A 12,744-nucleotide genomic window follows, 5' to 3' on the forward strand; every position below is an offset into this window, starting at 1 on the left:
CGTGAGGCTATTTCTGCCCATTCTTGTGACTTGGCTCGGCCTGATCTCATTCCCGAATTTCAGACCTGAATCCTTACAGCGTTAGTAACTATAAGTTCATTCACAAGCATAATTTGCTACTTCGTCCCTGTACGAATCATCTTGAAACCATACACATAAATATCAGGAAACCCGTAACGGTTTTCTTTATGGCGCCATTTAGCCAGACCAATTTCAGTTAAAAAACTGGCAAATTCATCAAAATCAGGATATATTTTCTGTGCGCTTTTCTCCCAGACGTGCTCAAGTTGTTGCCTGCTAGGTAAAGCGGGAACACCTTCTAAAGCTTCAAAAAATGGACATAAGTCAGGATATTCTTGTTTAATTGCATCACAACGTTCCTCTGATGCCTTTTCTAAACCAATTTCCAGAGATGTTCCCCGAAGTAAACGATCGCTTGGAGCCTTAACTGATGTTTGTCCCTTGTAAGTTAGCTCCTGCTCTTTTGCTCCTTGAAGCAAGGCACTTAAGCTGCGGGGAAAGGCAGTACCATTTAAGTCTGATAAACGTTCGTAAACCCATCTATAAACATATTTAGCTTTTTTTCCTGTTCTTCGACGTATTCCCCACAATAAGTCTAGGGCGCGGTTTAAGGTTTCTTCATTAGCATTATCAATATTTTCAACAGGTGAAGAACGATCTACTAAATCTTTAAAATCTTGTGCTTGCGTGGCTTGGCGAAGGGCTAACCGCAAGAAATCTACCCTTGTCCACTTCAAAAATAGATCGCGTCCATTGAAGTGACTTTTATTGTCAAAGTTCAAACGATTCCAAATGTCTTCTCGCAGAAATATTTTAAAGCGAATAGATGTTAAGTGACGGGCATCACAAGCTTGAATAAGTTGAAATAAACCACTTAAAGCTTGCTGTCTAACGCCATCTCTTTCGGGGAAGTCTTCATCTAAATCGTCGTATAAAAGCCAAAGTGTTTTATTTTTATCCCGTTGCTGTTCGTTCAGGATATCTAAGACATCCGGCAAAACAAGTATCAACTGTGAATCAGTTGATAATTCAATTAAGGCTTTAGTATGTTCAGCCTTCCAGTTTTCTTCCGGCAGTCCCTTCAAGATGTTGCGTAGAGTTTCAAATTTTGGTTTTTGACTCCCTTTATCTGGCAGTTTTAAATAATTTTTTTGATATACTCGAAATATCAGGTATGCTCGCCAAAATGCCTCCCAAGTTCCCTCATTATCTTTTAAGTTTCGATGGATAACTTGAAAGTCGTTGCGTGTTGGGCGACTGGTCTGGGATGCACCATGACCAGAGAGGAAGATTGCAGAATCTAATCGGCCACGAGCTAGCTGTCGAGCCTTATCCTCATGTTCTAATAAAAGTGAATAAAGTGCCGTTTTCCCAGTTCCTTTTCTACCTCGGATGAGGCAAGTTGTTTCATCTAAAAATTTGTCAAAATTAGGAGTTTTCTGAAATAGATCCAGAAGATTTGAGCTGGGGTCAGCAGCATTTAAGGCGGGAAATTGAAGGCTTTCAATAATTTTCCAGCGTTGTTCTGTATCTGTTGCTGCTAGAATTTCCTGTGAGCGAATTTGAATAGTTTCTTCATCTATTAAGTTAGCAATTCGATTGTAGTAATCCAACAAACCTGTTACAGGATGATTATCGGCTAGAGCAATTGATGGCAGGTAAGGAACAATTAATGGTTCTGCTATTTCAGATTGAGACTCATCTGAGTCATCACCATTTTCATTCAGTTCATCTTGATCTATTTCGCCCTCAATGACTTTGCGTAAAAGCTGCCAAACCTCTGTAACTTTAGCCGTTCCACTATTGCTGATATCAGGAACAGGTGAAAACACAAAGTTGATTGATAGCTTGCCAAAAGAATTGAGTGATTTTAGGAGAAGATCAATGCCTTGCCGATTTTGCTCGTTCGGAAACAAAAAAATAATTGCCTCATCAGCAGCTTGAAGTAGAGATAAAGCACCCCATTCATTAATTCCGGTACGCGAATCTACTAAAATAACGTCTGGTTTTAACTGCTCTTGAATTTCTCGACTAAAAATAGACCAGAGAGTTTCACCATTATCAAGAATAGTAGTTGCTCGAAGATCATCAACTTTAGAAATGTAATCAAGACTTAAAGAACCCGCAGGAACAATGAAGAGTCTTCCTTTAGCATCCGGTATTGTAACTTCGCCAAATATCTTGGTGATTAAAACATTTGGTTCTAACTCTTCCGGTAGATAGGATCGTTCATAAAAATAATCTACAATACCGAATTCAGGTAGTGGTTTTAAGCTAAAAGCTGTACTTAAACCTGGTGCTTCTAAATCTAAGTCAACAGCCACCACTTTTCGACCGCGCATAGCCAAAATCCAAGCCACATGGGTTAAGGCAGTTGTTCTACCGACTCCTCCCTTAAAGGAGTAGAATGTTATTGTTCGAGGAATGCGGGGTTCAGGTTGAGGGGATTGAGATTGATTTTGAGGATTTGCCGCCCACAAAGCTAAATCTTGCCAAGTTTGTACTGAACTTCCATTTGTAAGCTGGGGGGCTGACAAATCCAAATATCTTGCTTCTTCTACTGTATATAAAGAAATAAAACCTGGGGATATTTTAAATTTATGAAGGATGCGAGACACTTCCTCTTTTCGCTGTGGGAAAGATAATTCTTTAAAGCGATCACTTATAATTGTTAAATTCAGAAGTCCAGAAGTTGAAATATTTATGTCGATCCATTCCTGCTGAGTCTGTACATAAATGTCCGTAAGCTCCCGTTTAAGCGATACTTGCCAAGTTTCCTGCATATCTGCGTCCTCAAAGTTTAGTAGCTTGCGTCTGTAACCAACCTATGAGACTATTATATGCAAATAGCCACTGCTTATAGTTTGGCTCATCAGATTCACTACTAGAGTAGCGCATATCTATAAAATGTTGATTGTTGGGATTTTCAACTGTGTTAAGCCATTTCATTACTTGTGGAAACTTTTGCACTCTATCATGAAGCTTATTATGCCGCTTCAAAGCATCTTGAAAACTATGTCCCGGATTAGTAATTGTGTGTTGAGGATTGTTAGAATCAGTTTTCCATTCTCGCTTTGCTCTTTTGGGCAGGGAAGCTAATATCATCGCTTTTAGTAAACATTCTATGGTAATGCCTCCGAAGTGCATGGCGGCTACTTTTCGGTTGGAGTGACAAAGTTTTTCAGTATCCGTATGACGTTGTAAAAAAGCAGCTTGGTAATCTTCCATGTTTGCGAGAGGTTTGGTGAAGTTGGTAGCTGTAACAAATAAATATCGCCTTTATTAGATGATTACCTAGATATTGAGCCAGCGCAATAAAAAGTTAAGTTTGATACTGAATTGGGCAAATTCTATTATTTTTCGGATGACAATTTGAGCGAATAAAAAAATATTTTTTTAAACAAAGGTCAGATGGAACGGGCAAAATATCCTTGATATGGGTTGATGTTTTCATTGTTTCTTCAGTACGGACTTGCAGTATTTACAGTCAGGGAATTAGATAATACAGTATAACTAATTTCTGAATTAGTCTGATACTGTCCTCCGCAATGTCTGCGATCGCCCCAAAAACGTCCCAATCAGCTTTCGGCAGGACGACAGCAAGAGTAGAGCAACGGGGTGCAGCAGATGCCTCCTTCGCCGTCAAATGCAGCATATTCTCCTCCAAACGCTCCTCCTCCTCCAATGCCTCCGCCCCCACATACCTCTCAGGGGTTAAAATATAACAGTTACCGTTTTGCTTTTTTGTTGACCTTTGACTCCGCACCAGTGTTACAACTCTTCTGGAAAGTACATTTGCAGCAAATCTGCCCCGCCCTAACCCAACCGGCCTAACTTCTCCAGAACTTAGGTAAAAAGCACCTAAAGTATGATGCGAAACTCTGGCTAAACTATTATTCTATAAATCGATCGGGCATTAAACCGATATCCACAACCGCCAAGATTTATTGCTAAACATTAAATTTTTCCGGCGAAAAGTTGCTATTTAATGAATAAGACTTTACAATCCAGCAAGGTAAATGAAACTCTCAATGAGCAGCCCTGCAAGCACGAAGCGGAAATGGGTCGCAAGTGCCAAAAAGCAGCAAAAGCTACCTTTTTTAACTCTTTCAACAGCAAAGCATTGGCAAAAAAACCAGGGATCGACGGTTGGCATCTTGGAACGAATGCTTTGCTCGCAATACTACAAATGTATCAAAACTTATCTGCCAAAATTTAGCCCGAACAGATGCCTAGCTGTAACTCTTGCTGCGTAAGGTTTCAGTTTCTAATTAGGCTGGTTTTATTGTCTTTAACTACTTGAGTGAGGATTTGCCCGCATGGTTTCGATTTCTACTACTCAATCCGATGTGCTGCCTTTGTCTTCGCCAACCGTAACGGCTGCAACCCAAACCAGCGTGGCTGCTGCAACTGGGGTGTGCGTGACGGTTCACGGTCACTTTTACCAGCCACCCCGGGAAAACCCTTATCTGGACGCGATCGAACGCCAAGCCAGCGCCTCTCCCGCCCACGACTGGAACGAACGCATTGACATCGAGTGCTACCGCCCGAACGCCTTTGCCCGCATACTCAACGATCGCGGCGAAGTCACGGGGATCGTCAACAACTATGAGTATATGAGCTTCAACATCGGGCCGACCCTGATGAGCTGGCTCGAACGCTACGACACTGAAGTCTACCAGCGGATTCTGGAAGCCGATCGCAAAAGCTGTCAGCGGCTCAACGGTCACGGCAACGCGATCGCCCAAGTCTACAATCACATCATCATGCCTCTCGCTAACGAGCGAGACAAATACACCCAAATTCGGTGGGGGATCGCAGATTTTCGCTCCCGGTTCGATCGCGATCCCGAAGGAATGTGGCTCGCAGAAACCGCCGTAGACTACGCCACCCTCGAAGTTTTAGTCGCTGAAGGCATCCGCTTCATTGTCTTAGCTCCCTCCCAAGCCGAACGCTGCCGCCCGCTAATCGGGCAAAACCACGAAGGAGAACCAGCGGAAAATTCCGAATGGCACGAAGTCGGCGGCGGTCAAATCGATCCGACTCGCCCGTACCGCTGCTATTTGAAGCCGGAAATGCGGTTGATGGCTGACCACCAACTCTCGCCGCTGAGCACTCACTATTTTGGCCGCCAGCACTCCCAAAATTCCGAAGCCCCACCTGCCAACACTCCCTACATTGATATCTTTTTCTACGACGGCCCGATCTCGCGGGATATGGGCTTCAATGACGTTCTCAGCAGCAGCCACCACTTGGTCGGGCGCTTGGGTCAAGCAGTACGCGGAGACCACCGACCGGCTCAATTAATCTGCGTGGCGACGGACGGCGAAACTTTCGGCCACCACAAACACAGTACGGAAAAATGCCTCGCCTACGCCTTCACAGAAGAGTTTCCCCGTCGAGGCTGGACGGTGACGAATTTTGCTCATTATTTAAGTCAAAATCCGAGCGCTTGGGAAGTGGAACTCAAACCGGTGACGGCCTGGAGTTGTTCTCACGGGGTCGATCGCTGGCAAGATGATTGCGGCTGCGGTGGTGGCGGCGGATGGCACCTCAAATGGCGCCGCCCTCTGCGGGATACTCTGAATTGGCTGCGCGATCGACTGATTCCGATTTACGAAGAAGCGGGGCGCAAACTGTTGTGCGATCCCTGGAAAGCCAGAGATGAATATATTGAGGTCATCCGGGATCGATCGCCCGCTAACGTTGACAGTTTCCTACAACGCCATCAAGTGCGCCCCCTCGATGCCGGAGAACAGGTGGACGCCCTGCGACTGCTGGAAATGCAGCGCCACACGCTGTTAATGTTCACTAGCTGCGGCTGGTTTTTTGAAGAAATTTCGCGGCCAGAAGGCGTGCAAATTCTGCGCTACGCGGCCCGGGCGCTGGAATTGGCGGGCGAAGTTACCGGCGTGCAGCTAGAAAAGGATTTTGTCGCTCAACTAGCCCTCGTACCCAGCAACGTTGAATGTTTTAAAACAGGGGCAGAAGTTTACCGCCAACTGGTGGTGACAGCCCAAATTAGTCTCAAACAAGTGGCCGCCCACTACGCAATCAGTTCTCTGTTTGCCAAATACTCCCGCGAAGAGCGACTTTACTGCTATCAGGCCCAGCAGGAAGACTTCCAAATTCAGCGCATGGGCTCGATGACTCTGGCTGTGGGTCAATTGCAGTTAACCTCGGAAATTACGCGGGAAACAGAGGTTTTTGTGTTTGCTGCGTTGCACCTCGGCGGCTGGGACTTCCACTGCTGCATTCAGCCTTTTGGCAGCCGCCGGTCTTACACTATGCTCAAAGAGCGGTTGTTTGGGGTTATGCAAGAAGCTTCGGCGGCCCACGCGATTCTGGAAATGGTGCGCCTGTTTGGGGATCAGTCGTTTAGCTTGCGGGATTTATTCGCTGAGGAACGCCACCGGATCGTGCAGTTGCTGAGTCAGGAAAATTTGACTCGGTTGGATCAGCTTTACACTCAGGTTTACCGCGAAAATTACGGGGTGATGATGGCGTTCCACCGCGACGAGTTGCCGGTGCCGGTAGAGTTGCAGGTGGCTGCTGAGGTTGCTTTGGGACACCGCTGTTTGACGGCGGCCAAGGCGCTGGAAGTGGAAACGGAGGATGTGGAACCGCTGCTGGCAGAAATTGAGGCGATCGCCACTGAAAGCGGCCATCTCCGCTGTCGGTTGAACGTTCCCGAAGTCAAGGAAATTTTGGAAAAGATGGTTTGGCGATCGCTAGACAGGCTGCTGCAAGCAGGATCGGGTGTGGATGAGCGCTCGCCTGTCAAGTTGGAAGCTGATATCCGCACGATCGAGCGTTTGATTGCTGTGGGCGATCGGCTGAGTTTAGGCTTGTGTTTGGACAAATCGCAGGAACTGTATTTCGATTCTCTGTACAGCCAAATTGTGCCTCTGTGCTTGGGCTGGCTGCAACGGCAAGATGCCTCGGCGGACGAAAATGCGGTGGCTGCTGTTGCCTTGGAGATTGCACGTTCAGGCGGCGGCTGGGAGTTGTCTTCGATCCGGCAGTTGCTGGAGTTGGGTCAAACCTTGGCTGTTGATGTTGAGTGTTGGTTAAATCAGTTAAGTAAATAGTTTTCTGATTAGCCTGCATCTATTCCCGCCCTTGAGAATCCGCCCGATCGAGCTTGAAATGCCGATCGGGCCTACGGTTTCAACCGAGAATAGATCGGCCTGGATGCCTCCATGCCGATCGTGGCGGGCGCTCGAAGCACCGACAGAGAACCGCCAATTTTGTTTAAGTTTTCGCTCTACTTATGTGGGAAGATAAAAAGACTGTCCCCAAAGCGTACAGGTGTTCTGCACTTGCGCGCTTTGTAGAGTTTGGAAGAAAGAACACTAAGTTTAAATTTATGAAAGTTGGCGATCGCGTTTGCATTAAAAACTCTGTTGTTGTCTACCACCATCCTGAAAATCGCAGTCAACCATTTGATATTAAGGGTATGGAAGGAGAAGTCGTGGCGATCGTTCAGGAATGGCACGGCAGACCTGTAAGTGCCAATTGGCCGATTCTAGTTCAGTTTGACAAAAAATTTAAAGCTCATTTCAAAGAAGATGAGGTTGAATTGATCTCTTCTGAAGTCTAGCTGTTTGATCCCCGACTTCTTAAAGAAGTCGGGATCTTGGGTCTCGGTTGTTTAAAGTGGGATTGAGTTAATATTCGTAATTTATTTAATCCTTAATTTTTCGACCCTCTGCGGCTGAACCAACCTAAAATATTCCAATCTCCCTGCATTTTCTGCAATTCCTGCTGATGCTGCTTGGCTGTAGCGTAATACCACTGGCAGTGAAGTTCTAGTTCTTGACGGTACTTAATTTCGTCGTAAAACTCGCGGACAATTTGGTGTCTCTGAAAAATTTCGGCCGCGGGAGTCGGTTCTGGGGCAATGTTTTGCAACTCGTGGGGCAGCATGATTGTTTGGGGGCGACGGTGGCTAATATTGGCTGTATTGACTTTAAGCTAGCACACTCAATCGATTTTAGATTTTAGATTTTAGATTTTAGATTTTAGATTTTAGGTTTTAGATTTTAGATTTTAGATTTTAGGTTTTAGATCGTATCCCTTTGATTTAGAATCTTATCTGATGAAGTTTTGTAGGGGCCGGTTCGCCCAGATATTTGATAAGTATAGACAAATTATATAAACCCGCCCCGCCCCTATAATTGGGATGCAACCGGATTTGATATGAGTTTAAATTCTTCAATCTAAAATCCAAAATTTAAAATCTAAAATTCTGTTAAAGCCATCCCCGCAGCCGATAAACGATTAAGCCGATGTATTCTTTCAAAGCTTTAGTTGACTGGTTTAACTGATAGGTATCCGGCAATAAATCCAAGGCGACTGCTTGCCAATTGCTTTGGGATGCTGCGATATCCTGCTTTGTGATCTGAAAGTCTGTTGGTACCGCAATTGCTTTTATTCCTTGACGCTGGAAAATTAAGAGCGATCGAGTCATGTGCATCGCCGATGTCACTAGCAAAACCGGCCCTTTTATAGCTTTAGCATCTAAAATTTTCCGCACGTTGACGGAATTTTGATAGGTGTTGTGTGAATCGGGGTCTTGCAGAATTGCTGATGCTGGTACGCCCATTGTTTGGGCAATTTCTGCCATGTCTGCTGATTCGGGAGGCCCGCCACCTTTCCAATCTACTCTACCGCCGCTGAGAATTAGCAAAGGAGCTTTGCCTTGCCGATAAAGTCGGGAACCGTAGATTATTCGATCGCCCGCTTCCGCTAATTCTACCCAAGGACGGGGAGGTAAAGCTGCTTTGACACCGCCGCCCAAGACGATAATCGCTTCAGCTTGGGGGAGTTCGGCGGTTGGTAAGTTTTGCCATTCGAGCGATCGAACTAACGATTTTGAAACCCAACCGCTACTTCCGAGCAGTAAAATAATTAGAGCCCCAGCAATTGGCGCCGCCGCCCATTTGGGACGCTTCCAAAGTGTGATTAAAGCCGCCATCATTAACAGGCAACTCAACCCCAAAGGATAAATAAACAGCGGCAAGAGTTTCGATAGAAATACAAACATTCAATTGGAAATTGGCATTGGGAAATTGTACGCTCGCGTAGCCGAAGTATTGGGTATTGGAACGAAGGGCATTAGTGAATGTTAACGAATGACTAATGACTAATGACTAATGCTAGCGACGATCTTCTGGTCCAGATAACCAGCCAAACAATGTAGCAGCGTCAGCCCTAGAGGTTCTGCTATATTTATGGCCGTCCCTTTGCACTACTTCTTTATTGAGGATAGCATCCGAGGTTTTGTCCTGGGAATTCATATTCGGGTTGAGTAGTAATTCGTTGTGCCACCAAGCGACAATTAAACCTGCTGCCACGCCGCCGAGGACACCAAGACCGAGACTCAGGGGCAGCTTACATCCTACTAAGCGAAACCCAACGGTAAACAACACAAACCATATCAGCGCGGGGCTAAACCCCTTGGAGTCTCCGGTAAATTTTGGCATAAGCTGCAAGTTGTGTTTGTAATAACACAGAAAGATATTTACAATATTAGCAGACAATCAAATTGCCAAGGGCGATCGAGCTACAACTACTCCCCACAAATCTCGTTTAATTGTACCTCTAAGTCTGGGGCGGTATTGACAATTTTTACAGAAATTTGCTCTAATTCTGTAAAAGGTTCAAAAGCTGCTTGCTGCGAACTCAATAGTTCGGCTGTCGCGTCTGCAATATCGCCCCTGCGCTGTTGCAGGCGTTCTCGCAATACTTCAATTGGTGCGGTGCAGTAAATGATTTGAATGGGCAAGCCGTGGGATTGAGCCTGATTAATTGCATCGGTTCTCAAGTTTTGGCGATCGAACTTGGCATCTAAAATCACATTCCAACCTCGCTCAGCCAAAATTATCCCCAACTCTAACAATCTACCATAGGTCTGCGCGGTCATTTCAGCCGAGTACAAATCTTGCCCCCCGCGTTCATTTAAAGGAATTCCGCCTAAATGTTTGCGAACCGCATCGGATCGAATGTGAATTGCCCCTGTGCGTCGAGCCAAATATCGAGCTGCTGTACTCTTGCCAGAACCAGACAAACCAGACATCAAAGTTAACTTTCCCCGGTGCGGTTTTGTGTATTGCCAAGCCAGTTTATAGTAATGAGCAGCCGTTTGTGAAATCTCTGCTTTTTGGGCTGTTGAAATAGCAGAATCGTCCAACATTAACGAAGTTACTTTTGCTCTAACATAAGCTTGACGGCTCAAATACAGAGGCAACAGTTGCAGTCCTTCCCAGTCCCCTGTTTGTTCGATGTAAGTATTGAGAAAAGCATTGCCTAAGTCTCTGCGCCCCCGCGATTCCAAGTCCATTACTGTAAAAGCGACATCGTACATCACATCAACAAAGCGAAAAGGCTCGTTAAATTCAATGCAGTCGAATAGCAATATTTTATCTTGCCAGAAGGCTATATTCCGCAAGTGCAAATCTCCGTGGCACTCGCGAATTTTATTCTTGGCAACCCGAATATTAAATAACTCTTGATTTTCCTCAAAAAACGCATCAGTATAATCTTTAGTTTCCTGAAAATGTGCCTGAGTCTGCGGCCCGCCAATATATTTTTGCGAGATCAGGTAATTGTTGTCTATTGCTGTACGAATCTGACTGACTTCGCCAAATGTGCGAATGTAGCTATTACTATTTGCCGTGCTGTGAAACTTGGCAACTTCCCGGCCTAAGTCTGCCATAATTTGCTCGGTCAAAAGTCCGCGTTCCAACAAGCTGAGCAACAGCGAATCTTGAGGAAATTCTCGCATTTTCAGCACGTATTCTACAGCAATCTCGCCAGAATTTATAGCAGGTAAGTTGCTGCCCAATTGAAATAAATCCCCAATTTGAACAATTGGCAAAACTTCTAGATAAATTTCCGGTGCCGTGCGTCGGTTCAGCAGCAATTCTTCTTTGCAGAAATGCTGCCGTTTCTCCAAAGTTGAATAGTCCAAAAAGCCAAAATTGACTGGTTTCTTGATTTTGTAAGTATAATCTCCTGTCAGCAGGACAAAGGAAGCGTGAGTCTGAATTAGCTGCACTGGTTCTGTCACCCCGTGCGGGTAAAAGCCGGGCTGCAACATTTGCTGAATCAGCGGTGGGAGACAAGTCATAGCGATTTTAGATTTTAGATTTTAGATTGGGGATTTTGGATGGTGAATTTTAGATTTTAAGTTGGGGACTTTAGATTGGGAGTGGGGATGTTGACTTTAATCCGATTTATTATAGAGTTGATAGTTAGTGTAAAAAAAAACAGCGATGACAGAAAATAATCAAGATTCCCGTTCCGTGGATGTGTTTGGCGTAGGCAATGCCCTTGTAGACATCCTAGCATTGGTGGAAGATGAATTTGTACTCGGCCACGGGCTGAATCGCGGCGGGATGACGCTGATGAATTCGGAAACGCAGGGGGGGATTTTGCACGATTTAGAGCACAATTCGCTGCAAATGCGATCGGGGGGTTCGGCGGCAAATACGATGATTGGTTTGGCTCAGAGCGGCGGTAAAGCGTATTATTCGGGGAAGGTTGCTAAGGATACTAACGGCGAATTTTATCGGCAAGATTTGCTGGCGGCGGGGATTGATTTTAACGTGCATCCTGCTGCTGAGTCTAAGGAACCCACTGGTACTTGTGTGGTGCTGACTACGCCGGATGCGGAACGCACGATGTGTACTAATCTGGGGGTTTCTACTACTCTGGCGACGACTGATATTGATGTCGATCGACTGGCTCACTGCAAGTACAGTTATGTTGAGGGCTATCTTTGGGATGCTCCCGAGCCGAGAAAGGCTAGCATTGAGACGATGGAACAGTCTAAGCGTCTGGGTGTGAAGGTGGCTTTTACTTTTTCGGATGGCTTTTTAGTCGATCGATTTGCTGATGATTTTCACAAGGTGGTTTCGGAATATTGCGATGTAATTTTTTGCAATGCTGATGAAGTTCGGAGCTTTTTTAAGGAGGAATCTTTGGAAGAGTGCGCTCGGAAAATGAGCGAGATTTCCGATTTGGCTTTTATCACTAATGGGGATAAAGGCTGCATGGTGGTGGAGAACAAACAGATTGTTGATGTGGCTGGATTTCCGGTAAAGGCGATCGATACTGTGGGTGCTGGGGATGCTTTTGCGGGGGGTGTTTTGTTTGGAATTACTAACGGTTTAAGTTCTACACAAGCGGCTCGCTGGGGCAATTTCTTGGCTTCTAGGGTGGTGCAGATTCATGGGCCTCGGCTTGAGGGTTCTCAGGCTCATCTTTTGAATGAGGTGATTTCTGGTTAGGAATTGAAAGGGGCGATCGCACTTTTTGGATTAAGGGCGATCGCTCTTTTTTTAACCACAAATAGAGGTTGGCTGAGTGCGTGGATTGAGTGATTTTGAGATAATTTTTCTTCCACTTTTAGCCTGCTTTTTCTGCCAATCTGCAAACATAGCATCCAAGTCGTAATTGAATGACTTAGCGTGTTGTTCGCGAATTTGGTGAATTTTCTCCACGATCTCATCTTGCCACATAAATTCAACCTCCTAGTAGTTCGTAAGGCGTACAAATGATCGGTAATTGGTATCCCAAATCCAAACTAATTTCTGCAAGTTTTCTCTGAATTTGAGCGTTAGCGATATGCTTACAGTTCCAGGGTAAGAGCATCTCAATCAGGCTTGACACAAGCACTTGAGAATCTGCATCATATAGTCATCATTCATCGCCGCT

General features: G+C 45.3%; 12 protein-coding genes and 1 pseudogene. 4 read left to right on the plus strand and 9 right to left on the minus strand.

The window, feature by feature from the left end; genetic code table 11:
- Positions 1-116: 116 nt before the first annotated feature.
- The 3 genes from Q5691_RS26315 to Q5691_RS26325 form a co-directional block, all read right to left on the minus strand.
- A complete protein-coding gene (locus Q5691_RS26315; RefSeq protein WP_333348060.1) occupies positions 117-2,804 on the minus strand; it encodes a ParA family protein in 2,688 nt (895 codons plus the stop codon).
- 10 nt (positions 2,805-2,814) lie between these two features.
- The gene (locus Q5691_RS26320) at positions 2,815-3,249 is read right to left on the minus strand and encodes a hypothetical protein (protein WP_333348063.1); all 435 of its coding nucleotides are present in this window, start codon (positions 3,247-3,249) and stop codon (positions 2,815-2,817) included.
- A 259-nt stretch (positions 3,250-3,508) separates the two neighbouring features.
- The gene (locus Q5691_RS26325) at positions 3,509-3,721 is read right to left on the minus strand and encodes a hypothetical protein (protein ID WP_333348066.1); all 213 of its coding nucleotides are present in this window, start codon (positions 3,719-3,721) and stop codon (positions 3,509-3,511) included.
- A 288-nt stretch (positions 3,722-4,009) separates the two neighbouring features.
- Here Q5691_RS26325 and Q5691_RS26330 point away from each other — a divergent pair, with 288 nt between their 5' ends.
- The 3 genes from Q5691_RS26330 to Q5691_RS26340 all read left to right on the plus strand — a co-directional run bounded on the left by Q5691_RS26330 (position 4,010) and on the right by Q5691_RS26340 (position 7,624).
- The gene (locus tag Q5691_RS26330) at positions 4,010-4,240 is read left to right on the plus strand and encodes a hypothetical protein (RefSeq protein ID WP_333348069.1); all 231 of its coding nucleotides are present in this window, start codon (positions 4,010-4,012) and stop codon (positions 4,238-4,240) included.
- Positions 4,241-4,340: 100 nt separating this feature from the next.
- On the plus strand, positions 4,341-7,112 hold the full coding sequence (locus tag Q5691_RS26335; protein WP_333214155.1) for a DUF3536 domain-containing protein: 2,772 nt from the start codon (positions 4,341-4,343) through the stop codon (positions 7,110-7,112).
- A gap of 278 nt (positions 7,113-7,390) precedes the next feature.
- Positions 7,391-7,624, plus strand: a complete 234-nt coding sequence (locus Q5691_RS26340) for a ferredoxin-thioredoxin reductase variable chain (protein WP_333214157.1) — start codon at positions 7,391-7,393, stop codon at positions 7,622-7,624.
- Positions 7,625-7,716: 92 nt separating this feature from the next.
- Here the strand turns inward: Q5691_RS26340 and Q5691_RS26345 are convergent, their stop codons facing one another.
- The 4 genes from Q5691_RS26345 to Q5691_RS26360 form a co-directional block, all read right to left on the minus strand.
- Complete coding sequence (locus Q5691_RS26345) at positions 7,717-7,950, minus strand: hypothetical protein (RefSeq protein ID WP_333214159.1); 234 nt, start codon at positions 7,948-7,950, stop codon at positions 7,717-7,719.
- A 325-nt stretch (positions 7,951-8,275) separates the two neighbouring features.
- Positions 8,276-9,070 carry a YdcF family protein gene (locus Q5691_RS26350; protein ID WP_333311557.1) on the minus strand — a complete coding sequence of 265 codons (795 nt, stop codon included), beginning with the start codon at positions 9,068-9,070 and terminating at the stop codon, positions 8,276-8,278.
- A gap of 112 nt (positions 9,071-9,182) precedes the next feature.
- Positions 9,183-9,509, minus strand: coding sequence for a hypothetical protein (locus Q5691_RS26355; RefSeq protein ID WP_333214163.1), 327 nt, complete (start codon positions 9,507-9,509; stop codon positions 9,183-9,185).
- A gap of 86 nt (positions 9,510-9,595) precedes the next feature.
- A complete protein-coding gene (locus tag Q5691_RS26360) occupies positions 9,596-11,155 on the minus strand; it encodes an AAA family ATPase (RefSeq protein WP_333214165.1) in 1,560 nt (519 codons plus the stop codon).
- Positions 11,156-11,300: 145 nt separating this feature from the next.
- Here Q5691_RS26360 and Q5691_RS26365 point away from each other — a divergent pair, with 145 nt between their 5' ends.
- Positions 11,301-12,317 (plus strand): adenosine kinase, encoded by a 1,017-nt coding sequence (locus Q5691_RS26365; protein ID WP_333348072.1) that lies wholly within the window; start codon positions 11,301-11,303, stop codon positions 12,315-12,317.
- A gap of 51 nt (positions 12,318-12,368) precedes the next feature.
- Here Q5691_RS26365 and Q5691_RS26370 read toward each other — a convergent pair whose 3' ends face one another.
- Both Q5691_RS26370 and Q5691_RS26375 read right to left on the minus strand, forming a co-directional pair.
- Positions 12,369-12,548, minus strand: a complete 180-nt coding sequence (locus tag Q5691_RS26370) for a hypothetical protein (protein WP_333348075.1) — start codon at positions 12,546-12,548, stop codon at positions 12,369-12,371.
- A gap of 4 nt (positions 12,549-12,552) precedes the next feature.
- Positions 12,553-12,687: pseudogene (locus Q5691_RS26375) on the minus strand (type II toxin-antitoxin system VapC family toxin); the annotation flags it as partial.
- Between the last annotated feature and the right edge of the window lie 57 nt (positions 12,688-12,744).

Origin of the sequence: Microcoleus sp. w1-18aA5 (assembly GCF_036701705.1) — a bacterium.
Classification (GTDB): Bacteria; Cyanobacteriota; Cyanobacteriia; order Cyanobacteriales; family Microcoleaceae; genus Microcoleus.

What these genes read in the sequence shown, in the direction of transcription:
- Q5691_RS26315 (WP_333348060.1), bottom strand. Translation starts at nt 2,804, where the DNA reads ATGCAGGAAACTTGGCAAGTATCGCTTAAACGGGAGCTTACGGACATT.
- Q5691_RS26320 (WP_333348063.1), bottom strand. Translation starts at nt 3,249, where the DNA reads ATGGAAGATTACCAAGCTGCTTTTTTACAACGTCATACGGATACTGAA.
- Q5691_RS26330 (WP_333348069.1), top strand. Translation starts at nt 4,010, where the DNA reads ATGAATAAGACTTTACAATCCAGCAAGGTAAATGAAACTCTCAATGAG.
- Q5691_RS26335 (WP_333214155.1), top strand. Translation starts at nt 4,341, where the DNA reads ATGGTTTCGATTTCTACTACTCAATCCGATGTGCTGCCTTTGTCTTCG.
- Q5691_RS26340 (WP_333214157.1), top strand. Translation starts at nt 7,391, where the DNA reads ATGAAAGTTGGCGATCGCGTTTGCATTAAAAACTCTGTTGTTGTCTAC.
- Q5691_RS26345 (WP_333214159.1), bottom strand. Translation starts at nt 7,950, where the DNA reads ATGCTGCCCCACGAGTTGCAAAACATTGCCCCAGAACCGACTCCCGCG.
- Q5691_RS26350 (WP_333311557.1), bottom strand. Translation starts at nt 9,070, where the DNA reads ATGTTTGTATTTCTATCGAAACTCTTGCCGCTGTTTATTTATCCTTTG.
- Q5691_RS26355 (WP_333214163.1), bottom strand. Translation starts at nt 9,509, where the DNA reads ATGCCAAAATTTACCGGAGACTCCAAGGGGTTTAGCCCCGCGCTGATA.
- Q5691_RS26360 (WP_333214165.1), bottom strand. Translation starts at nt 11,155, where the DNA reads ATGACTTGTCTCCCACCGCTGATTCAGCAAATGTTGCAGCCCGGCTTT.
- Q5691_RS26365 (WP_333348072.1), top strand. Translation starts at nt 11,301, where the DNA reads ATGACAGAAAATAATCAAGATTCCCGTTCCGTGGATGTGTTTGGCGTA.
- Q5691_RS26370 (WP_333348075.1), bottom strand. Translation starts at nt 12,548, where the DNA reads ATGTGGCAAGATGAGATCGTGGAGAAAATTCACCAAATTCGCGAACAA.